The following is a 19,937-nucleotide window of genomic DNA, read 5'->3' as shown; positions in this document are numbered from 1 at the left end:
GGAGTCAGGGGGTCACCAGAGGGTCGTTGTTTTCGCAAAGGGGTGCAGGTTGGACCGATGAGAGATCCAGACCTTCGGCCACCTTAAAGAACCCGTTATTGCGGAGGGTGTGGCGGGCGTCCTCAGGCTGGGGGCTGGAGCTTGTGATGCTTATTGCCTCCTGACTGTCGCGCACTTCATTGCCCTCCAGCAGGCAGGCGTGGCTGGAATGGAGGTTAAATGCCGTTGCCACGCGAATGATCTGATTGCCCCTGGCTACGCTGGCCTGCGCGCTCTCCCACTTCATGGCTGCGCCTGTCCCATCGCGGAAACTGCATCGCTCAATGGCCACCGCCGCTGCATGCTTCACCGAAATGGCTGAACCGGGAAAGTTTTGCAGCAGGCAGTCGCGGAGGGTGACGTCTTGAATGGACGCCGTGGGGGCAGCAGGTTTGGCAGGCACCTGGTATTTCTCCGGCAGGCCTGTCATCAGCACGAGTTCTTGGGGCTTGCCGCTGCCGCTGTCGAGGGTCAGACTGGCGATCTCCAGGGTCTCACAGGTGCCTGTGATCTGGATCAATGCACTTTCATCGTCTGTGGCGGCCAATTTAAGAATGCAGCGCTCTTTGTCCACACCACGCAGGGCCAGTTTGTTGGCATCTTTAATGACGAGCCCTTTATCCAAAACGTGCTCGCCCTCCGGAATGGTGACCACACCGCCACCGGCCTGGATGGCCTCGTCAATCCATTGCTGGATGGGCGGAGCCTCCGCCTGGGCCAGGGTGCAGACCAGGAGGAGGCAGAGGAAGGAAACAGAACGCATCAGAGCTTTTCGTCCGCTACGGGCTGCTTCTTGCGACTACTCCTTTTTGATTTCGATAATCTGCTTGGCCACACCCCAGGCGATGTCCTGACGCGGCAGCACGCCATCGCCGCCGACATAAAATTTGCTCGCCACGATGTAGTTCTCGCGCTGGATGCCGCCCTTTTCGCCACCGGAGACGAGATCGGCCACAGCCAGACCTACCGTCCCGGCGATGCCGGTTTTCTGCCGCACGTGCTCGCGGAAGTCTGCCTCGGTGGGATTGGTGAATGCGAGGCCGCCGGCGACGACGATGAGGAGCAATAAGAATTTCATAAGAACAGGTTGGTAGGAATCATCGTTGATTCCATGGGCTTAATCGTGCCACTGCCGTGCTCCGGTTGTCAAGGGCGCGACATTTTTCGTTTCAGCTTCTTCAGCAGTTCCGGATTGCCCTCCAGCTCCTCCATGAGCAGCGTCAGCACATCCAGCGTCTGTCGGCTGATGTGGTGCTCCATGCCTTCCACATCGTGATGTACGGTCTCGGCATCCAGGCCAAAGGTGGAGAGCAGCCGGGTCAGCACCTCATGCCGCCGGGCGATCTCCATGCCGATCTGCCGCCCTTCATCCGTGAGCACCACGCCACGGTAGCGCTCATAGACGAGATAACCTTCGGCATCCAGCTTCTGGATCATGTTGGTCACACTGGCCTGGGAGATCCCCAGGTTTTGCGCGATGTCCACCACCCGCGCATAGCCCTTGGACTCGATCAGATTGTGAATCTGCTCGAGGTAATCTTCAATGGCCGGGGAATGCACGTGGGCCGTGGGTTCTTTGCGCTTGGCGGGCATCAGAGGATGTATAGCAGCGGCTGGGTGGAAGGAAAATCGGAAATCCTCAGGCTCTGGCGAATAAAAGTTAGCCTCGACTAAAAATGTTGTTGTCGAAATGATCTGCGCGAATTATTAGCCTAGACTAACTTTATGAAGCTGGACAATTTATCTTTTCTCCCCATCGTATTCCTTGGCGTGGCTGTGAGCTACGCCGGTTCCCCTGCTGCCGTCATGACCGAAGCTCCCCTCGCCCAAGTCCGCCCCATGAGCACCGACCGCCCTGACACCACTGAATCCGCCTACACCGTCCCGGCTGGCATGTTCCAGATGGAGGCCGGTTTTTTTGATTACGAGCGGGATGCCTCAAGCGGCAGCCGGACGGAGACGTCCACCTGGGGACAGATCAATTTTAAAGCTGGCCTGACTGACAGCATGGACCTCCAGCTCGTTTTTGATTCCTATCAGGAAGTCCGCACTTCCACGGCAGGCAGCACGCTGCGGCAGTCCGGTTTTGGCGATGTCATCCTGCGGCTCAAGAAGAACCTGTGGGGCAATGATGCAGGCCGCAGCGCCTTTGCCCTCATGCCGTATGTGAGCATTCCCACCGGCACGGAGCTGAGCGCCAATGCCTGGCGGGGCGGCCTGATCGCACCGTTTGCCTATGAGCTGAGTGACCGGCTGGCATTTGGAGCCATGGGCCAGATGGACATGGTGCATGATGCGGAGACCCAGGGATACGACCTGCAATGGCTGGCCTCCGCCACTCTGGGCCTGGCGGTCACGGACCGCGCCGGCATGTATTTCGAGGCGGTGGCCGCGGCCGGGGAGGATGTGGATTTCATTGCCCTTTTTAATACTGGCGTGACTTATGCGGTCACGGACAACCTGGTCTTCGATGCCGGGGTTCGCATCGGCTTGAACCGCCCCGCGCCAGACTTTGGCATCTTCTCTGGCGTGAGCTTCCGTTTTTAATCCGACCTCTATGAAACGAAATCATTTTCTCCTTCTCCTGGCTGGTTTTCTGGTCGCCTGCGGCCCTTCGGCCAAGCCATCTGCCGACGGTAAAAAACGCATCCTCACCACCTTCACTATCATCCAGGACATCGCCCAAAACGTCGCTGGGGATGCCGCCATCGTGGAGTCCATCACCAAGCCGGGGGCTGAAATCCACGATTACGAACCGACGCCGCAGGACCTGGTGCGGGCGCAAAAAGCGGACCTGGTATTGTGGAATGGAATGGGCCTGGAGCGCTGGTTTGAGAAATTTCTCCAGCAGGTCAAGGACGTGCCCGGCGTGGTGCTGACGGAAGGCATTGAGCCTGTCGGAATCGGCGAGGGACCGTATTCCGGCAAGCCGAATCCGCATTCATGGATGGCCCCGGCGAATGCCATCCTCTATGTGGAAAACATCCGCCAGGCGCTGGTGAAACTGGACCCCGAGAATGAGGCCACGTATAACGCCAATGCAGCCGCCTATACGGAAAAACTCCGCGCGGTGGATGAACCCGTGAGGAAAGCGTTGGAGAGCATACCGGAAGAGCAACGTTGGCTCGTAAGCTGCGAAGGAGCCTTCTCCTATCTCACCCGTAATTATAGCATGAAAGAACTGTACCTCTGGCCAATCAATGCCGATGAAGAAGGCACGCCCCAGCAAGTGCAAAAAGTGGTGGATACCGTCAAGGCCAACCGCATCCCTGTGGTCTTTTCAGAAAGCACCATCAGCGACAAGGCCATGCAGCAGGTGGCCAAAGAAACCGGTGCCCGCTTCGGCGGCGTGCTGTATGTGGACTCACTCACCAGCGCAGATGGCCCGGCTCCCACGTATCTGAAATTGCTGCAATACAATGCTGACACCATTGTGAAGGCATTCTCGGCTCCCTGACCCCACTCCATGCTCCAAGACTCCCCGCCGCTCTCTCTGCAAGTCACCGATGTCACGGTGGCCTATGCCAATGGCCACACGGCGCTGAGGGATGCCACCTTTGATCTCCAGGCAGGGACCATTTGTGCGCTGGTGGGCATGAACGGCAGCGGCAAAAGCACGCTGTTCAAGTCCATCATGGGCTTCCTGAAACCGGTGAAAGGCCAGGTCAAAATCGCCGGTGGCACCGCCCTGGCTGCGCGCCGCAGCAAGCTGGTGGCCTATGTGCCGCAGAGCGAGGAGGTGGACTGGAGCTTTCCTGTCAGCGTTTGGGATGTCGTGATGATGGGCCGCTATGGCCACATGAATTTTCTGCGCATCCCGCGTGCGGAGGACAAGCGAGTGGCCCTGGAATCCCTGAAGCGGGTGGGCATGACGGAGTTTAAAGAACGCCAGATCGGCGAGCTGTCCGGCGGGCAGAAGAAGCGCGTTTTCCTGGCCCGTGCCCTGGCGCAGAAGGGCCGCATCATGCTGCTGGATGAGCCCTTTACCGGCGTGGATGTGCAGACGGAAACAGCGATCATCGAGCTCCTCCGCTCCCTGCGGGAAGAGGGGCACATCATGCTCGTCTCCACGCATAACCTGGGCAGCGTGCCCGAGTTTTGTGATCATGTGGTGCTCATCAACCGCACCGTGCTCGCCCATGGCCCCACGGAGGAGGTCTTTACGGAACAGAACCTGACTCACGCCTTCGGCGGCGTGCTGCGCCAGTTCCACTTTGAGCAGTCCACCATCCAGGAGCACGACGGGCGCACCGTGAAGCTCCTCACCGATGACGAGCGCCCGCTGGTCTTTGGCAAGGACGGCCATCTGGAATACACCGACCGCCAGGGCAGGGAAGCCCTGGTCAAAGAACGCGCCAGGGAGGTGGGGGAATGAATGAGGAATGCCGAATGACGAATGTCGAATGTCGAATGACGAATGTCAGAATCCCTGCATGGGCGCCCGGCATGCATTCATTCCTGCTATTTGGAATCATTCGTTCCCGCCTTGCGGGATCATTCGTCATTCGGAATTCGTCATTCGGATTTCAAAGAAGGGGGTGCCCATGTCCCTTCTAACTCCCTTCGAATACGAGTACATGGTGAAGGCCATCCTCATCAGCGGCCTCATCGGCGGCGTGTGTGCCTTTTTGTCCTGCTTCATCACACTGAAGGGCTGGTCGCTCATGGGGGATGCGCTTTCCCATGCCGTCGTCCCCGGTGTGTCAGTGGCCTGGATGCTTGGGCTGCCTTTTTCCGTCGGCGCATTTATCGCGGGCATTCTCGCAGCCCTCGGCATGGGTTGGGTGAAGGCGAATTCACGGCTGCGGGAGGATGCGGTTATTGGGGTGGTTTTCACCACCTTCTTTGCCGCCGGGCTTTTGTTGCTGACGCTGTATGAGAGCAACATCAGCCTGAAGACCATCATCTTTGGCAACATCCTGGCCATCTCGGATCCGGACATTGTTCAAGTCGTCATCATCTCCGCCATCTCCATGCTGGTGCTGGGGATGAAATGGAAAGACTTGTTGTTATACTGCTTTGATGAAACCCACGCCCGCAGCATCGGCCTGAACACGCGATTTCTGAATGTGCTGCTCCTTGCCCTGCTCTCGGCCACGGCGGTCGCTGCGCTGCAAACTGTGGGTGCCTGTCTTGTCGTGGCCATGCTGGTCACACCCGGTGCCACGGCTTATCTGCTCACGGACCGCTTTGGCCGCATGCTGGGCATCGCCACCGGCCTGGGTGTTTTTTGCGGCGTGACCGGCGCTTACATCAGCTACTACTTCAATGGCTCCACCGGCGGTTGCATTGTCGTTTTGCAAACTATCATCTTTCTCCTGGCCCTCGTCCTCGCCCCCAAGCACGGGCTCATGGCCGCCCGTTCCCAACGCCACCAAGCCACTGCCGCATGAACTGGCTGGACCCTTTTCAATACAGCTTCATGAACGAGGCGCTGCTGGTCGGTGCCCTCGTCGGGGCGGTCTGCGCGGTGCTCTCCTGCTACCTGGTGCTCAAAGGCTGGTCGCTGATGGGCGACGCCATCTCCCATGCAGTTCTGCCGGGCGTGGTGCTGGCATATATCGTCGGCTTTCCTCTCGCGGCGGGGGCTTTCGTTTCCGGGCTGCTGTGCGCCACCGCTACCGGCTGGATCAAATCCAACAGCCGCATCAAGGAGGACACGGTGATGGGCATTGTGTTCACCGGCCTCTTTGCCCTGGGGCTGGTCATGCACTCCAAAGTGCAGTCCGACCTGCATCTCACGCACATTTTGTTCGGCAATATCCTGGGCATCGAGCGGAGCGCCATGATCCAGACGGCCTTCACCGCGCTCGTCACCCTCGCCGTCACCCTTCTCCTGCGCCGGGATCTGCTGCTGTTCTGCTTTGACCCCTCCCATGCCCGCGCCATTGGCCAGAACACCGCCCTGACCTATTATCTATTCCTGGCTCTGCTCTCCGCCACCATCGTTGCCTCCATCCAGGCGGTCGGCATCATCCTCGTCGTTGCCATGCTGGTCACGCCTGGTTGCACGGCCCGGCTGCTGACGGACCGCTTTGACCACATGCTCATCATCGCGGGCGTCTCATCCGTCCTGGCCAGCTGCCTGGGGGTCTATATCAGCTTCTTCATTGATGGCTCCACCGGGGCCTGCATTGTGCTCACGCAGGCGCTGTTTTTCACGTTAGCCTTCGTGTTTGCACCCAAGCATGGCCTTCTGGCGACCAGGCGCGGCCAGCGGCGCATCTCCCCGGAGCCACTGCCATTGTCAGAGGACCGCGAAAAAACCCCGGTCATTCATTGAAACAATCGCTTGCCAGAATGAAACGGAGAGTCCAATATGTCGGCCCGTTTCACAAGAACGGGACCACACTCCTGAGTAGCTCAGCGGTAGAGCGGGTGGCTGTTAACCACTAGGTCGTAGGTTCGAACCCTACCTCAGGAGCCATTTAAATAACACCCATGGCAGTGTAGCTCAGTGGTAGAGCAGAGGACTCATAAGCCTTTGGTCGGCGGTTCAAATCCGCCCTCTGCCACTCTCTGGAGCGAATGATCTGGAGACCGGCATTCCGGCGAAACGGAGCCAAGCGAAAAAAGACTGCGGAGGCGGCCATCTGGCATTTCTCTCTCGATATGTTTCGGGGGATGCCGTAATCCTCTGTCTTGCATGCTAAGAACAGTGCTCACATTTTCTATCGGTGGCGTCAGCCTGGGGCTGGATGCCAGCCATGTGCAGGAGGTCATCCCAAGCGTGCGGCTGGTGACTCCGCCGGAGATACCGCCACTGGTGCGGGGCTTTGTCACTTTTCATGGCGGGCTGATTCCCGTCATCCGGCTGGAAAAACTGCTGGATGGGGGAGCTGAGCCGTCTTCTCCTGCGATGAAACTGAGCGACCGGATCATCATTGCCAGGCTGGGCGGCACGCAGGTCGCCTGGCTGGCGGGGGCGCAGATGGAACCCCTTTCCTACCGCACAAGGGACGTTGCAGAGCTTCCGGAGGATCATGTGCTGAACAACTGCGCCTTCGGTGTGCTGCAGCACACGCCTCCGGTCATCCTGCTGGAGCCTGACAAACTGCTGCTGGCCAGTGAAATCAGGCGGCTGGCGGAGCTGCGGCAGCGGGCCGCAAGCCGGATGGCCATGCTGGAGATGGAAACCGCCTGACATTGCTGTGAGAATCGCTGTGGACAAACCTCATGAGCTGCTGAGTGATCCTCAGTTTTTCCTGTTGAAGGACTGGATCATTGGCCGGACGGGGCTGTCCTATTACAAGGAAAGGGATGTGGATCTGCTGCTGGCCTTGGAGCGGGTGTTTGGCCCAGAAGGACCGCTGCCGGGGGGAGGGGCGCTGTTAAAACGGCTGAAAACGGATGCTGAGGCTCAGGATGCGCTGGTGGAGCAGCTTACGATTGGGGAGACTTTTTTCTTCCGCCATGCGGAGATGTTCACTGCGCTGCGGGATGCGGTTTTTCCAGACATCCTGCGGCGGAAGGCGGGCTCGCGCAGTCTGCGCATCTGGAGCGCGGGCTGCTCCATCGGGGCGGAGCCGTATTCGCTGGCCATCCTGCTGCGTGAGATGCTGGGAGAGCAGTTCAGAAACTGGTCCATCCAGATCCTGGGGACGGACATCAACCGCAAGTTCCTGCGCATTGCCGAGGCCGGGGCCTACGATCCCTGGGCGCTACGGGGCACGCCGCCGCATGTTTTGCACCGATGCTTTACCAAACAGGGGGCGAAATGGCGGCTGACGGACCCCTGCCGGGAAGGGGTGACTTTTCAAAACCACAATCTGGCCACGGACCCGTTTCCAGATGAAACCCGAGCCCTCTCCGGGTTTGACCTGATCATCTGCCGGAATGTGATGATCTACTTTGACCAGCCGTCCATTCAAAAGCTGGCCAGGCAGTTCTATGATACGCTGACGCCTGGCGGCTGGCTGGCCGTGGGGCACGCGGAGCCGCATACGGACACCTTTCGTATGTTCCGCACGGTGAATACACCGGGGGCGGTGCTTTATCAGCGGCCGGTTTCGCCAGATGAGGTGGCCTGGACTCCACCTGTTTTGCCTGTGTGGTTTCCGTCGGCTGAATGGCAGAGGCAGCCTGAACCGCCTGCGCCGGAAGTCCGGCTCAGGAGTGCGGAGCTTCCTCTGCCTAAAGCACCGCCCCTGCCGGCTGCGCCGGTGCAGCCCGCGGCAGGGGAGGGAGAGCTGGCGGAGATCACGCGGCATGCAGATGCGGGGGACCTGCATGCGGCCCTCAAGGCCTGTGACCGGGTGCTTTTGCAGTCCCCGCTCTCCGCAGGGGCGCATTATTATCATGGCATGATCCTTTTTCAGCTCGGCGAGTGGACGGCTGCGGAGAAGTCCATTCATCGGTGCCTGTACCTGGCGCGCGATCTGGCGCTGGCGCATTACTACATGGGGCTGGTGCAGGAGAGGCAGGGACGCAACGCGCGCCGCCATTTTGAAAATACACTGAATCTCCTGGCACCGCATCATCCGGAGGATCCTGTGCCCTTGGGCCAGGGCTTGACCGTGAGGGAATTTCGCTCTCTGCTGGCCGTTCCTGAAAGTGCCTGTGCAACATCCATCCGCGCATGAGTGACCAACGCAAAATTGACTGGCAGGCAGTTCATCATCAACTGGATGAAAGCTCCCTGCTTTTGAAATCCGCTTTTGAGCCGACACCGGAGGTTGTCGAGCGCACGCTTGCTGCCCGGGCTGACCTGCTGGCGCGGCGTGAAAAGCTGACCACGAGCCAGTCTGCACTCCGGACGGTGCTGCTTCTTGAAGCGGGCGGGCACATGGCGGGAATCGAGATCCAATGGATTCAGGAGGTGGTGAATTTGACTCAAAGCTACACGCCGGTACCGGATGCGCATGAGCTTCTCCTGGGCGTGGTGAATGTGCATAACCATCTAGTGAACCTGGTGAATCCTGCGCCGCTTTTGAATGAGGGTTTTGCGGCCGTTGCCAGTGAGTTTTCCCAGGCGGTGCTGCTCCGGCATCCGCAGTTAAAGGTGGCCATCGGTTGCACCCAGGTATTGGATCTGGTGGAACTGCCGGAGGACGCCTGGCAGAGTGACCGGTTGTTTTTCTTCAGCCCGGAGCGCAGCCCAGCCGTGCTGCTGGATGTCCGCGCCCTTCTGCAAAGCTGGGAAAAGCAGGCTTAGCACTTGTTCCAGTGTTCTTTTTCAGGTTCAGTTCTCCAATCCTTATTTTAACTTTTCCACTTCATGTCCCCGCTACCCAGATCCTCATGGAACGACCTCAGTGTCGGCGCCAAACTTACTTTCATTCCGCTGTTTTTCCTGGTCATTCTGGCCGTGGTTTTGTCTCTGACCATTTCGACATCAAAGGACCAGCAGGGGAACATTGAAGTGGTGGAAAAGGTGGGCCGCCAGCGCATGCTCCAGCAGCAGCACTTCGCGACAGCTCTTCTGATCACCCAGGGAAAGATGACCCGTGAGAAGCTGGACTATGTCCGCAAAGTGTGGCTGGATGGCCAGAAGGCCCTGACTTATGGGGGCCCCATTCTCGCGCGCCTGAATGAGACGGGGACAGTGGAAATGGAACCTGTTCCATCGGATCATCTCCGGGGGTTGCTGCAAGCCCAGACCCAGCTCATCAATGTATCCGTACAGGAGATTGACCGGTTGCTGGCCACGCCTGTGGATTCTCCGGATTATGAAGAGGTCCTGGCCAGCCTTCTGGTCAAAGAGACAGAGATTCAGAATTACGGCATGGAGATCGCCAGGGGGTACACCCGCCACATGGAAGGCCAGGTGGAAGAGCTTATGCGGATGGGCTGGGTGATCGCCATCGTGGCGGGCGTACTGAGCTTTCTGTTCAGCTGGTTCATCGCACGCAGCATCAGCCTGCCCCTGCAAAGGGTGGCGGAGTCTGCGGACAGCATTGCCACGGGGAACCTGAGGATTGAAAAAATGAACGTCAGAAGCCGTGACGAGATCGGCAAGCTGGGCAGCGCGTTTAACAACATGCTGGACAACTTGAAGGACCTCAGCGGGCAGATCCTCGGCGTCACCGGCAACATCAATTCCGCAGCGGCGGAGATCCTGGCCTCCACCCAGCAGCAGGCCTCCAGCACCAAGGAGCAGGCGGCGACGGTGCAGGAAATTTCCGCGACCATGCAGGAGATCAGCCAGTCCGGAAACGAGATTACCGAGAAGGCCAAGCAGGTGGCCGCCTCTGCGGAGGCGACCTCGGCTGCCGGTGAATCCGGCATCAACGCGGTGAAAACCACGAGCCGCCTGATGGAAGGCATCCGCCAGCAGGTGGAGGATGTGGCTACCAAGATCGTGGCGCTGAGCGAGCGTACCCAGGCCATCGGGGAGATCGTCAGCACGGTCAATGAGATCGCCGAGCAGTCCAACCTGCTGGCGCTTAATGCCAGCATTGAGGCGGCCTCTGCCGGGGAGCAGGGCAGCCGTTTTGCCGTGGTGGCCGGAGAGATGCGCAACCTGGCCCAGCGTGCCAAAGAGAGCACGGTGCAGGTAGGGACCATCCTGGGGGAAATCCAGCGCGGTATCAATGGCACCGTAATGATGACGGAGGAGGCCGTGAAGCGCTCCGACTCCGGCAAACAGCAGGCGGAGATCACCGAGCAGACCATCCACCAGATGACCCGCACGACGGTGGAAAGTGTGCATGCCTTCCAGCAGATCATCGCATCCACCAGCCAGCAGCAGATCGGTTTTGACCAGGTCACCCAGGGCATGCGGGACATCCGCCAGGCAACAGAGCAAACGGCCCTCGGCACCTCCCAGCTGGAAAAGGCCCTGGCCAACCTCAACGACCTGAGCGTGCAGCTCCGCACTGCCGTCAGCCGCTATCAGGTCTGATTGTCCTGCCTGTTTACCTTTAACCCCGGCCACCCACACCGCGCACTTTAGAGTTTCATGTCCGACTCTGACCTCCATCAGCGGGTGCTGGCCGCCTTTCAGACGGAATTCAAGGAGCAGATGGAGGTCATCCGGGCCATGCTTGCGGCCTGGCCGGCGGTCTCCACCGCGATGCTGGATGATGCCTTCCGCATGGCGCACAGCATGAAAGGAAGTGCGCGGGTCTGCGACCTCGAGGAGGTGGAATCCATCGCCCATGAGATGGAGAGCATCCTGTCAGACCTGACCAAAGGCCGGGCGGGATTAAATCCGGATGTCAGGGAAAAGTTGACAGCGCATGCGGATGCTGCGGAAGACGCCATGGCCCTGGCCTTGGAGATGGAGCAGGTCTCTGACACTCCTGAAGAAGCAAAAGCTCCGCCGGCGGTCGTGCAGGAGACACTGCGGATCGAATCCGTGCTTTTGGGAGAGCTGCTGCAAACCTCCGGCCTGCTGCTGATGGAGGCGACCGGCCAGGAAAGCCTGGGGCGTGAACTGGACCTGCTTTCGGCAAAGTTGGAGCAGCTCCGCCGGCTGCTGCACCAGGACCGCTATGAGCCGGGGGACTTGCGGTTTCATGTGCGTGAAGCAGGGAAGCATCTTCAGGAGCTCCGCGACAAACAGCAGCGGGGCAGCCGCAGCCTGCGGGTGCTCAGCGGCCAGTTGCAGCAGAATGTCAGCCGCATCTGCATGGTGCCTATCAGCAGCGTGTTTGAAGGGTTTCCCAAAATGATGCGGGATCTGGCGGGGGAGACCGGCAAGCCGGTCAGCTTCACCATGACCGGAACCGAGCTCCAGGCTGACCGTGCGGTTTTGCAGGCGCTGAAGGATCCGGTGATGCATGCGCTGCGAAACGCCCTTTCCCACGGCATCGAGCCACCGGCGCAGCGCCGGTCCGCAGGCAAGCCGGAGAAGGGCGACGTACGCCTGCACTTGGAAATGGACGGTCACTTTTTGCGCCTGAGCATCCGGGATGACGGCCGGGGAGTGGACATCGCCCAGGTCAAAAGCAAGGCTCTGCAGGCAGGGATCCTTTCCGCAGCAGAGGCTGAGCAGCAGACGGACGAGGCTGCGATGGACCTCATTTTCCATGCCGGGCTCTCCACGGCACGGCAGGTCACCAATGTGTCTGGCCGTGGCATGGGCCTATCCGTCGTGCGGGAACGGGTGGTGCAATTCCAGGGGAATGTGCGCATGAGCACCCGGCCGGGGCAGGGGAGTGAGCTGGAACTGCGGGTGCCCGTGAGCATCTCCGCGCGGCGGCTGCTGTTGTTCCGGTCGGCAGGGCAGCTCTTTGCCCTGCCCATCAATAACATCAGGGCTCTCCTGCACGTGGATGAGGTGCATGTGGCGGAAGGGCGCAGCATCATCTTCTGGGAGGGCAGCTCCATCCAGGTCACCACGGCGGCGGAAGCGGCCGGAAAAACGGCGCGCATCCTGCGCAATGAAGAAGGGCGTGTGCAGGTGGCTGTCTTGCATGGGCAAAAGCCCCTGGCGCTGCATGTGGAGGCCTTTGTGGGGGAGATTCATGCTTTGATCCGCCCGCTGCCCTATCCGGCCTCCCTGTCGCCGCATTTTTCCGGAGGCATCGTCACCGAGGAGGGGGCCGTCGTACTCGTGCTCAATCCCCAGACGCTGGCAGACCGCTGCCGGGCCACGCCGCTGCAGGAGGACACAAAGACCGCCCCTGTGCAGGTGAGGCGCTCCACCATCCTCGTGGCGGATGATTCCTTCACGGCCCGCACTTTGCAGAAAAGCATTTTGGAGACTGCGGGCTATAACGTCCGCACGGCGGAGGATGGCAGAGCGGCCCTGGCCATCCTGCACAGCACGGAGGTGGCGCTGGTGGTCAGTGACGTGCAGATGCCGCATGTGGACGGTTTCCAGCTCCTGGCCACGATGAAAAGCCAGCCGGCACTCGCGGAAATCCCGCTGATCCTGGTCACTTCTTTGAGCAGCCAGGAGGATCAGGAGCGCGGTCTGGCCCTGGGGGCCGATGCGTATATTGTCAAAGAACGCTTCGATCACCAGGAGTTGCTCGCTGTCGTCAGGCAGTTAGTATGATCCGGTTCCATCCATCTTTTACCCTTAAAAAATTATCGTCCTCCGCCCCACTCGATCCATGAAGAAAGTCACGGTCATGATTGTCGAGGACTCGAGAACGGTCAGCGAGTTCTTGGAGCACATCATCAACCGTGATCCCCGGCTGGTGGTGGTGGCGAATGTGAGGAGTGCGGAAGAAGCTCTGGAAACCCTGGAAGAGGTAAACCCAGACATCATTTCCCTGGATATCCGCCTGCCTGGGATGAACGGCTTTGAGGCCACGCAGCGGATCATGAATGAGCATCCCACTCCTATTGTCGTGGTGTCCTCAGACGTGCAGGATGAGGAGTTGAACATCTCCATGAACGCCCTGCGCGCAGGTGCGCTGGCCGTGGTGCAAAAGCCGGTGGGCCTGAAGCATGATGACTATGACAAGCTGGCCACCGAGCTGTGCACCAAGCTGACCATCATGAGTGAAGTGAGGGTCATCCGGCAGCGTTATCGGACCTTTGCCAATCCCAAAGAGACGGTTTCGGCTCCGGTGATGCCGACCGCGCGGTTTGGAAAAAATGGTGTCCCGAGTGTACTTGGGCTGGTCGCTTCCACGGGCGGACCGAATGCCATTGTGCAGCTACTGAACGGACTGGATCCTCAATTTCCCGCCCCCATCCTCCTGGTCCAGCACATCACTCCGGGGTTCGTTCGTGGTTTTGTCTCCTGGCTGGGAGATGTCCTGCCCGCCCTGAAGGTGAAGGAGGCGCAGCACTGCATGCCGCTGGAGCCTGGCACGGTGTATGTGGCCCCGGCCAACAGGCATCTCATTTATGCTGAGCCGTTTCAGGCGCAGCTCCTGGATACACCGTCCTTCAATGCGCAGAAGCCGTCAGGGACAGTGTTGTTCAAATCTCTTGCCAGCCTGGGGAGCGGAGCGGCAGCGGTGCTGCTTACGGGCATGGGTGAAGATGGAGCGCTGGGCATGCGTGACATGTTCCAGGCGGGTGCCTATACTGTCGCTGAGCATGAATCCACAGCGGTCGTTTACGGCATGCCCGCTGCGGCCGTCAAGCTGGGGGCTGTCAGTGCCGTCCTTCCCTTGGGGGAGATCAGCTCCCGCCTGAATACTCTGTTTAATCCCCGTCCTGCAACCAGCCATGAATGAACGGACCTACCATCTCATGCTGGTGGAAGATTCCACCACCCAGGCCATCAGCCTGACCGCCCTGCTGGAGGGGGAGGGATGGAAGGTCACCTGGGTATCAAGTGCTGAGAAGGCCTTTTCTGTTCTGCGGGATTGCCAGCCCGATCTGATTCTGCTGGATTATCACCTGCCGGGCATCCGCGGAGACGAGGTCTGCCGCCGCATCCGCATGAATGTGGACTCGCGCAGCCTGCCCATTGTGATGCTGACCTCCCAGGAGGCGCACCAGGTGCAGGGGCTGGACAGCGGTGCGGATGATTTCGTCGCCAAATCCACCAACCCGGAAGTGCTGCTTGTGCGGCTGCGCACCCTTCTTCAGAAGTCCGAGGCCAAAGACCGCATCATTGCGGGTTCACAGGATTCCTTCCGCGAAGTTCATCTCCTGGCCATTGATGACAGCGCCATCTTTCTTGAAAAGCTGAAGCATGAGCTCGCGGCTGAGGGCTACAAGGTGGAGACGGCGCTGGATCCGGAGGAGGGGCTGGAGCGGCTGCGGGCAGGCAGGTTCGACGGGGTGATCATTGATCTGATCATGCCCAAGGTGGACGGATTTGAGGTCTGCCGCCAGGTCAGCGAGTGGCGCAAAAAGAACCAGTTCCCCCTGGTCTCCATCCTCCTGACCGGGGCAGAATCCACCGACAACCTCTCCAAAGCCCTGGATGCCGGGGCGGACGATTTTGTCGGCAAGTCGAATGACTTTTCCATCCTCAAAGGCCGCATCCGGGCCTTGCTGAGAAGGAAGTTTTTTGCCGAGGAAAACAACCGCATCCTGCAGGAGCTGAAGCACAAGGAGCTGGAAGCCCTGCGCGAGCGTGCGGCAAAGGAGGCTGCTGAAACACGCGCAGCACTGGTGGAGGAACTGGAGGCCAAGACGGAGGAGCTCAACCGGTCTCGCGAGGAACTGCGCCGGGCCAGTGCCGCCAAGGACCAGTTTCTGGCCATGCTGAGCCATGAACTGCGCACCCCGCTGACGCCGGTGCTGGCGGTGGTGGAAGACCGCAGCCAGGACCCGGCACTGCCGGAGGATGTGCGGCGGGATTTTGAAATGATCTCCCGCAACGTCAAGCTGGAGACGCACCTCATCAATGATCTGCTGGACCTGACCCGCATCACCCAGGGCAAGCTGGAGGTGAACCACGACCCGGTGGACATGAACCGTATCGTGACGGAGGTCGTGGCAATGTGCTGCTCCGCCCAGGCAGTTCAGCCAAAAATCACTTATCGCAGTGCGGGTGCACAGGCCATGGTCATCGGAGATGCCGTAAGGCTGACCCAGGTCGTCTGGAACCTTCTTCAAAATGCCATCAAGTTTACCCCGGCGGATGGCGGTAGCATTGACATCCGGCTCACTCAGGAAACCGTCGGCGGGGTGCCTTGCCTGGCCTTGGAGGTCCAGGATACGGGGGTGGGCATCGAGCCTGAGATGCTGGGACGTATTTTCGATGCCTTCCAGCAGGAGAGCGTGCAGACCACGCGGATGTTCGGCGGTCTGGGCTTGGGCCTGGCCATCAGCCGCGCCATTGTGGAACGCCATGATGGGCATCTGCGCGCCAGCAGCGGAGGTCCTAACCAGGGCTCCACTTTCCGGCTTGAGCTTCCCGTCCAGGATGCCTCCTCAATGCAGATGCCTGAAGGGAACCAGGATGACGGAGATAAGAGTGAAGTTGCGGGACAACCGCCGGAGATGAAGGAGCGCCAGACCTGGCGCATCCTGCTCGTGGAAGACCACCAGGATACCCGGGACACTCTCGCACGTCTGCTGCGCCGTCGCGGACATGAGGTGCACACGGCGGGCAGTGTGGAAGAAGCGGCCCGCCTCTCGTCCGAAGCGGCCCTGGACATCCTCGTCACGGATTTTGGCCTGCCGGACGGCAATGGCATTGATGTGTTTCGGAACGTTTCACAAAAACAGGCAGTCCATGCCATCGTCCTCAGCGGCTTTGGCATGAAGGAGGATGCCCAACGCGCGCTGGACGCGGGTTTTGCGCATCATCTGGTGAAGCCCGTGGAAATCACCCGGCTGGAGGCCGCCCTGGTGCACGGCTGATTAAGTCTGTGCGGATGGTCAGGCCGTCTTGCTGCCGATATAGAGGGAGGCAATGCCGAAGGACAGACGGTGCGACTTCACCGGATCAAAGCCGGCGTTGCCAATGAGCTCTTCCATCGCCCTGCCAGAGGGGAAGCGCTCCACTGAACTGCACAGGTACTCGTAGGCGGCACGCTCCCCGGTGATCCAGCCGGCGATGCGGGGCATCACCTTTTTCAGATAAAAGAGATAAGCGGGCCGGATGAGGGGCAGGGTGGGAAGGGAAAAATCCAGCACGTAAAGTCTGCCTGCGGGTTTCAGCACGCGGTTCATTTCCTGCAAGGCACCCGGCCAGGAGGCCATGTTACGCAGGCCAAAGGCGACCGTGAGCGCATCAAAGGCACCGTTTTGAAAAGGCAGGTTGGTGCCGTCTGCCGCGACAAGCTGATGGAAGTGGTGGGCCTGGGCCTCACGCATCATGGGCAGGGAAAAATCAGCTCCCAGGACTTTGGCGGCAGGATTCTGGCGCTGGATTTCGCGGGCGAGGTCGCCGCTGCCCGTGGCCAGGTCGAGGATGATCCGGGGCTGGGCTTCGGCCACATGGCGGGCGGTCTTGCGCCGCCAGAGAACGTCAATGCCCAGGCTGAGGACGTGATTGGCCAGCATGTAACGCCGGGCGATGCCTGCGAAGGCGTTTTTGACATAACCGGCGTCCTGCATCTTATTAACGGCACCCCAACAAGTTGTTGAGGTGGTGCGCGCGAGAGGACTCGAACCTCCACGATGTTACTCACTAGAACCTGAATCTAGCGCGTCTACCAATTCCGCCACGCGCGCAAACGCCTTGGGTCGGGGTGGGGATCATCCACTGTCCCGAACAGATCTCAACTGAAAAAAACAGATAATCGAAGAAATTTCGAAGCCTCCGAAGGAGCTTCAAACAATCACCAGTTCTTGATCCACTTCTGGCTGGCGTCCTTGATGGGGCCAGGGGGGAGGGTATCAACCGAACGGGCGGTTATGTTCACATCGTCTTCACCGTACGACCAGAGGTCATGGGTGGAATTGATGGTCCGTGGGGAACTGCCGCCGACGGGCGGTTCGGCTTGGACGTATTGGAAGGGCCTGCCGAAACCGTCCACCATGAAGTAACGTCCGTCGCGCTCCATCCACATTTCCCTGGGCATGTCAACGAGCCTGACGTTTGTAACCTCCTCGGATTCCAGTTTTCCATTTGAAGAGGCCTGTCCGGCGGACCGGGAACCGGGTGCATTCAGAATGTTGTCAGAACCGTCGCCGCTGAGTGCCTGGTATAGCATGGTGGCGGCACCCACCAGGTAGCTTTTGCCATCAATTGTGATGGTGTCCTGCGGATTTTTGGGGGTTGGATATGCGCCAAACTCATTGTGGTAGCCCTCAAGGGCGCTTTTCATGGCATTCATTGCAACCCTGGTGCGGCTAAGCTCTGCCGATGTGCCCGTGACGATCCAACCACCAGAGCCGAATATGAAGAGCAGAGCAATGACCGCGACAACGACGAGAAGCTTGAGAACGGTCCCACCCGGACTGGCAGCTCTCTTGATGTGACCCTTCATAGCGGGAGTAGAGATAGTTATGTCCCGCCAGCTACGATTTCGATTCCTGCCAATGCTCTGACTTTAATCCGTCTGAAAATGACGTAGCCTCCAGAAGGAGGCTTCAAACAATCACCAGTTCTTGATCCACTTCTGGCTGGCGTCCTTGATCGGGCCAGGGGTCAGGGTGTCCACGGAACGGGCGGTGATGTTCACATCGTCTTCGCCATAGGACCAGAGGTCATAGGTGGAGTTGATGGTCACCGGGGACTGGTCACCGGCGGCGGGCACGGCTTTGACATACTGGAAAGGTTTGCCAAAACCGTCTGCCATGAAATACCGTCCATCCCGCTCAATCCACATTTCCTTCGGCATGTCGGTGAGCATGACGTTTTTGGATTCTTCCGGTTCCAGGGAGCCGTTGGAATTGGGCTCTCCGGCGGAGGGTGAACCCTGGGCGATGACGATGTTGTCATAACCGTCGCCGCTCAAAGCCTGGTAAAGCATGGCGGCGGAGCCCACTTCATAGGTCTTGTCTGCAATGGCGATGCTGTCCTGCGGATTTTGAGGGGCAGGATATTCGCCAAATTCATTCCGGTAGCGCTCAAGAGCACTTTTCATGGCATTCATGGCCACGGTGGTGCGGCTGCGGGCTGCGGATCTCTGGGCGAAGGTGAATCCACCGACGGTGAGAGCGAAGAGCAGGGCAATGATGGTGATGACAATGAGGAGCTCCACAATGGTGAAGCCTGGGCGGGAAGCCTTCCGGAACTGACTTTTCATAGCGTGGGGGGGATTGCAGGGATTTCTATGCACCGCCACTGAGGCCTTTGATCACCTCGATGAGCGGAAGGAAGAGGGCCATGACGATCACGCCGACGACCACCGCAAGAAGCACAATCATGAGGGGCTCCAGCATGGAGGTGAGGGCGGAAACGGCGTTGTCCACTTCGTCCTCATACACATCGGCGATTTTGAGCAGCATCTCAGGGAGCTGGCCCGTTTCTTCACCAACGTCCACCATGGAAATCACCATGGGGGGGAAGACGTTGCTGGCCTCCAGCGGGGCCACCATGGATTCACCTTCTTTGACGGCATCATGCACCTTGGTGATGGCGTCAGAGATGACGACGTTGCCGGCGGTTTCACGGGTGATGTTGAGGGCCTGAAGGATGGGAACACCGGAGGTGACGAGGGTGCCGAGGGTACGGCTGAAACGGGAGATGGCCGTCTTGCGCTGGACGTCACCAAAGAGCGGCATCTTAAGCTTGAGCTGGTCAATGACACGACGGCCTTTGACCGTGGAGGCATAGAGCCTAAAGGCTACCGTGATCACGACTCCGGCAATGACGAGGTAAAGGAAGTTGCCCTGCATCCAGCGGCTGAAGCCAATGACGAGCTTGGTCAGGCCGGGGAGCTTGTCGGCGGATCCCAGCATGTCTTCGAAGATTTTTTCGAAACGGGGGACGATGACCAGCATGAGGAAGACCATGATCAGAATGGCAATGACCATGACGATAATGGGGTAAACCATCGCCGCCACGACCTTGTTCTTCAGCTTCTGGGCCTTCTCCTGATATTCGGCAAGACGGTTGAGGACGATTTCCAGCACCCCGCCCAACTCACCGGCCTTCACCATGTTGATGTAAAGCTTGTTAAAGATTTTCGGGTATTGCGAAAGTGTCTCCGAGAAGGTGCTGCCGGTCTGCACGTTTTCGGCAATGGTGGTCACCGTGCTCTTCATGATCGGATTGGGCTCCTGGCGGGCCAATACGGTCAGACCGCGCAGCAGGGGCAGACCTGAATCAATGAGGGTGGCAAGCTGTCGTGTGAAGATCATCAGCACCTTGGCCTTGATCTTCGAATTGGCTCCCGCTTTGGCGGTTTTACCTTTTCCTTGCGCAGAAGTGGTGGCCTTGGCGCGTTTTTTGACTGCCGCATCGCCTTTGCCCTCCTGGGCGACCTGGGTGGGATAAAGCTGGCTTTGGCGGAGGAGATTGATGGCCTCGGCTTCAGTGGAGGCATCAAGTTCACCGGCGACTTCTTGCCCGTTTTGGTCAAGGGCGATGTAGTGGAACTTCGGCATAGAAAAGTGGGCGCTGCGGGGGTTCTGGAACGATTTTGAGATTACCGGGTCGGATGGGAGAATGTCCAACAAATAAATGCAGCCAATGA

General features: G+C 59.4%; 19 protein-coding genes and 3 tRNA genes. 14 read left to right on the top strand and 8 right to left on the bottom strand.

Translation table 11 applies throughout. The annotated features are described in order from the left end of the window. Nucleotides 1–4: 4 nt before the first annotated feature. The 3 genes from WJU23_RS00990 to mntR form a co-directional block, all read right to left on the bottom strand. The gene (locus WJU23_RS00990) at nucleotides 5–802 is read right to left on the bottom strand and encodes a right-handed parallel beta-helix repeat-containing protein (RefSeq protein WP_346330654.1); all 798 of its coding nucleotides are present in this window, start codon (nucleotides 800–802) and stop codon (nucleotides 5–7) included. Between the two features lie 36 nt (nucleotides 803–838). Next, the gene (locus tag WJU23_RS00985) at nucleotides 839–1,117 is read right to left on the bottom strand and encodes a hypothetical protein (RefSeq protein ID WP_346330653.1); all 279 of its coding nucleotides are present in this window, start codon (nucleotides 1,115–1,117) and stop codon (nucleotides 839–841) included. 68 nt (nucleotides 1,118–1,185) lie between these two features. Beyond that, on the bottom strand, nucleotides 1,186–1,632 hold the full coding sequence (gene mntR / locus WJU23_RS00980; RefSeq protein WP_346330652.1) for a transcriptional regulator MntR: 447 nt from the start codon (nucleotides 1,630–1,632) through the stop codon (nucleotides 1,186–1,188). A 213-nt stretch (nucleotides 1,633–1,845) separates the two neighbouring features. Here mntR and WJU23_RS00975 point away from each other — a divergent pair, with 213 nt between their 5' ends. The 14 genes from WJU23_RS00975 (at nucleotide 1,846) to WJU23_RS00910 (ending at nucleotide 16,209) form a co-directional block, all read left to right on the top strand. Further along, a complete protein-coding gene (locus WJU23_RS00975) occupies nucleotides 1,846–2,586 on the top strand; it encodes a transporter (protein WP_346330651.1) in 741 nt (246 codons plus the stop codon). 10 nt (nucleotides 2,587–2,596) lie between these two features. Then, entirely contained in the window at nucleotides 2,597–3,496 is a 900-nt protein-coding gene (locus tag WJU23_RS00970) for a metal ABC transporter substrate-binding protein (protein WP_346330650.1), read from the top strand. A 9-nt stretch (nucleotides 3,497–3,505) separates the two neighbouring features. Beyond that, nucleotides 3,506–4,414, top strand: a complete 909-nt coding sequence (locus WJU23_RS00965) for an ATP-binding cassette domain-containing protein (RefSeq protein ID WP_346330649.1) — start codon at nucleotides 3,506–3,508, stop codon at nucleotides 4,412–4,414. A 169-nt stretch (nucleotides 4,415–4,583) separates the two neighbouring features. After that, complete coding sequence (locus WJU23_RS00960; RefSeq protein WP_346330648.1) at nucleotides 4,584–5,432, top strand: metal ABC transporter permease; 849 nt, start codon at nucleotides 4,584–4,586, stop codon at nucleotides 5,430–5,432. After that, nucleotides 5,429–6,322, top strand: coding sequence for a metal ABC transporter permease (locus tag WJU23_RS00955; protein WP_346330647.1), 894 nt, complete (start codon nucleotides 5,429–5,431; stop codon nucleotides 6,320–6,322). The genes WJU23_RS00960 and WJU23_RS00955 overlap by 4 nt, the downstream gene beginning before the upstream one ends. A 69-nt stretch (nucleotides 6,323–6,391) precedes the next feature. Further along, nucleotides 6,392–6,466 (top strand) — tRNA-Asn (locus WJU23_RS00950). 16 nt (nucleotides 6,467–6,482) lie between these two features. After that, a tRNA-Met gene (locus WJU23_RS00945) sits at nucleotides 6,483–6,554 on the top strand. 143 nt (nucleotides 6,555–6,697) lie between these two features. Further along, a complete protein-coding gene (locus tag WJU23_RS00940) occupies nucleotides 6,698–7,183 on the top strand; it encodes a chemotaxis protein CheW (protein ID WP_346330646.1) in 486 nt (161 codons plus the stop codon). A gap of 7 nt (nucleotides 7,184–7,190) precedes the next feature. After that, nucleotides 7,191–8,621, top strand: coding sequence for a CheR family methyltransferase (locus WJU23_RS00935; RefSeq protein WP_346330645.1), 1,431 nt, complete (start codon nucleotides 7,191–7,193; stop codon nucleotides 8,619–8,621). Beyond that, complete coding sequence (locus WJU23_RS00930; RefSeq protein ID WP_346330644.1) at nucleotides 8,618–9,193, top strand: chemotaxis protein CheW; 576 nt, start codon at nucleotides 8,618–8,620, stop codon at nucleotides 9,191–9,193. The genes WJU23_RS00935 and WJU23_RS00930 overlap by 4 nt, the downstream gene beginning before the upstream one ends. Nucleotides 9,194–9,256: 63 nt before the next feature. Continuing rightward, a complete protein-coding gene (locus WJU23_RS00925; protein ID WP_346330643.1) occupies nucleotides 9,257–10,882 on the top strand; it encodes a methyl-accepting chemotaxis protein in 1,626 nt (541 codons plus the stop codon). Between the two features lie 57 nt (nucleotides 10,883–10,939). Beyond that, nucleotides 10,940–12,985, top strand: a complete 2,046-nt coding sequence (locus WJU23_RS00920) for a response regulator (RefSeq protein WP_346330642.1) — start codon at nucleotides 10,940–10,942, stop codon at nucleotides 12,983–12,985. A gap of 58 nt (nucleotides 12,986–13,043) precedes the next feature. After that, the gene (cheB, locus tag WJU23_RS00915; protein ID WP_346330641.1) at nucleotides 13,044–14,123 is read left to right on the top strand and encodes a chemotaxis-specific protein-glutamate methyltransferase CheB; all 1,080 of its coding nucleotides are present in this window, start codon (nucleotides 13,044–13,046) and stop codon (nucleotides 14,121–14,123) included. After that, on the top strand, nucleotides 14,116–16,209 hold the full coding sequence (locus WJU23_RS00910) for a response regulator (protein WP_346330640.1): 2,094 nt from the start codon (nucleotides 14,116–14,118) through the stop codon (nucleotides 16,207–16,209). Before cheB ends, WJU23_RS00910 begins: the two co-directional genes overlap by 8 nt. 18 nt (nucleotides 16,210–16,227) lie before the next feature. Here the strand turns inward: WJU23_RS00910 and WJU23_RS00905 are convergent, their stop codons facing one another. From WJU23_RS00905 to WJU23_RS00885, 5 genes are all read right to left on the bottom strand, one after another. Beyond that, nucleotides 16,228–16,908, bottom strand: a complete 681-nt coding sequence (locus tag WJU23_RS00905; protein WP_346330639.1) for a ubiquinone/menaquinone biosynthesis methyltransferase — start codon at nucleotides 16,906–16,908, stop codon at nucleotides 16,228–16,230. Between the two features lie 32 nt (nucleotides 16,909–16,940). Beyond that, nucleotides 16,941–17,025, bottom strand: a tRNA-Leu gene (locus WJU23_RS00900). A 107-nt stretch (nucleotides 17,026–17,132) separates the two neighbouring features. Next, the gene (locus tag WJU23_RS00895) at nucleotides 17,133–17,621 is read right to left on the bottom strand and encodes a hypothetical protein (protein ID WP_346330638.1); all 489 of its coding nucleotides are present in this window, start codon (nucleotides 17,619–17,621) and stop codon (nucleotides 17,133–17,135) included. A 273-nt stretch (nucleotides 17,622–17,894) separates the two neighbouring features. Next, entirely contained in the window at nucleotides 17,895–18,545 is a 651-nt protein-coding gene (locus tag WJU23_RS00890) for a type II secretion system protein (RefSeq protein ID WP_346330637.1), read from the bottom strand. 25 nt (nucleotides 18,546–18,570) lie between these two features. Next, entirely contained in the window at nucleotides 18,571–19,848 is a 1,278-nt protein-coding gene (locus WJU23_RS00885; protein WP_346330636.1) for a type II secretion system F family protein, read from the bottom strand. Nucleotides 19,849–19,937: the final 89 nt, after the last annotated feature.

Source organism: Prosthecobacter sp. SYSU 5D2 (assembly GCF_039655865.1).
GTDB lineage: Bacteria > Verrucomicrobiota > Verrucomicrobiia > Verrucomicrobiales > Verrucomicrobiaceae > Prosthecobacter.
Note: the sequence above shows the minus strand (reverse complement) of the source record. Positions and strands in the feature narration are given on the sequence as shown.

Bases quoted from the DNA above. Each gene is read 5' to 3' on its own strand.
- WJU23_RS00965 (WP_346330649.1), top strand. From the start codon at position 3,506: ATGCTCCAAGACTCCCCGCCGCTCTCTCTGCAAGTCACCGATGTCACG.
- WJU23_RS00970 (WP_346330650.1), top strand. From the start codon at position 2,597: ATGAAACGAAATCATTTTCTCCTTCTCCTGGCTGGTTTTCTGGTCGCC.
- WJU23_RS00910 (WP_346330640.1), top strand. From the start codon at position 14,116: ATGAATGAACGGACCTACCATCTCATGCTGGTGGAAGATTCCACCACC.
- cheB (WP_346330641.1), top strand. From the start codon at position 13,044: ATGAAGAAAGTCACGGTCATGATTGTCGAGGACTCGAGAACGGTCAGC.
- WJU23_RS00905 (WP_346330639.1), bottom strand. From the start codon at position 16,908: ATGCAGGACGCCGGTTATGTCAAAAACGCCTTCGCAGGCATCGCCCGG.
- WJU23_RS00925 (WP_346330643.1), top strand. From the start codon at position 9,257: ATGTCCCCGCTACCCAGATCCTCATGGAACGACCTCAGTGTCGGCGCC.
- WJU23_RS00890 (WP_346330637.1), bottom strand. From the start codon at position 18,545: ATGAAAAGTCAGTTCCGGAAGGCTTCCCGCCCAGGCTTCACCATTGTG.
- WJU23_RS00960 (WP_346330648.1), top strand. From the start codon at position 4,584: ATGTCCCTTCTAACTCCCTTCGAATACGAGTACATGGTGAAGGCCATC.
- mntR (WP_346330652.1), bottom strand. From the start codon at position 1,632: ATGCCCGCCAAGCGCAAAGAACCCACGGCCCACGTGCATTCCCCGGCC.
- WJU23_RS00975 (WP_346330651.1), top strand. From the start codon at position 1,846: ATGACCGAAGCTCCCCTCGCCCAAGTCCGCCCCATGAGCACCGACCGC.
- WJU23_RS00985 (WP_346330653.1), bottom strand. From the start codon at position 1,117: ATGAAATTCTTATTGCTCCTCATCGTCGTCGCCGGCGGCCTCGCATTC.
- WJU23_RS00885 (WP_346330636.1), bottom strand. From the start codon at position 19,848: ATGCCGAAGTTCCACTACATCGCCCTTGACCAAAACGGGCAAGAAGTC.
- WJU23_RS00920 (WP_346330642.1), top strand. From the start codon at position 10,940: ATGTCCGACTCTGACCTCCATCAGCGGGTGCTGGCCGCCTTTCAGACG.
- WJU23_RS00990 (WP_346330654.1), bottom strand. From the start codon at position 802: ATGCGTTCTGTTTCCTTCCTCTGCCTCCTCCTGGTCTGCACCCTGGCC.
- WJU23_RS00955 (WP_346330647.1), top strand. From the start codon at position 5,429: ATGAACTGGCTGGACCCTTTTCAATACAGCTTCATGAACGAGGCGCTG.
- WJU23_RS00895 (WP_346330638.1), bottom strand. From the start codon at position 17,621: ATGAAAAGCGCCCTTGAGGGCTACCACAATGAGTTTGGCGCATATCCA.
- WJU23_RS00930 (WP_346330644.1), top strand. From the start codon at position 8,618: ATGAGTGACCAACGCAAAATTGACTGGCAGGCAGTTCATCATCAACTG.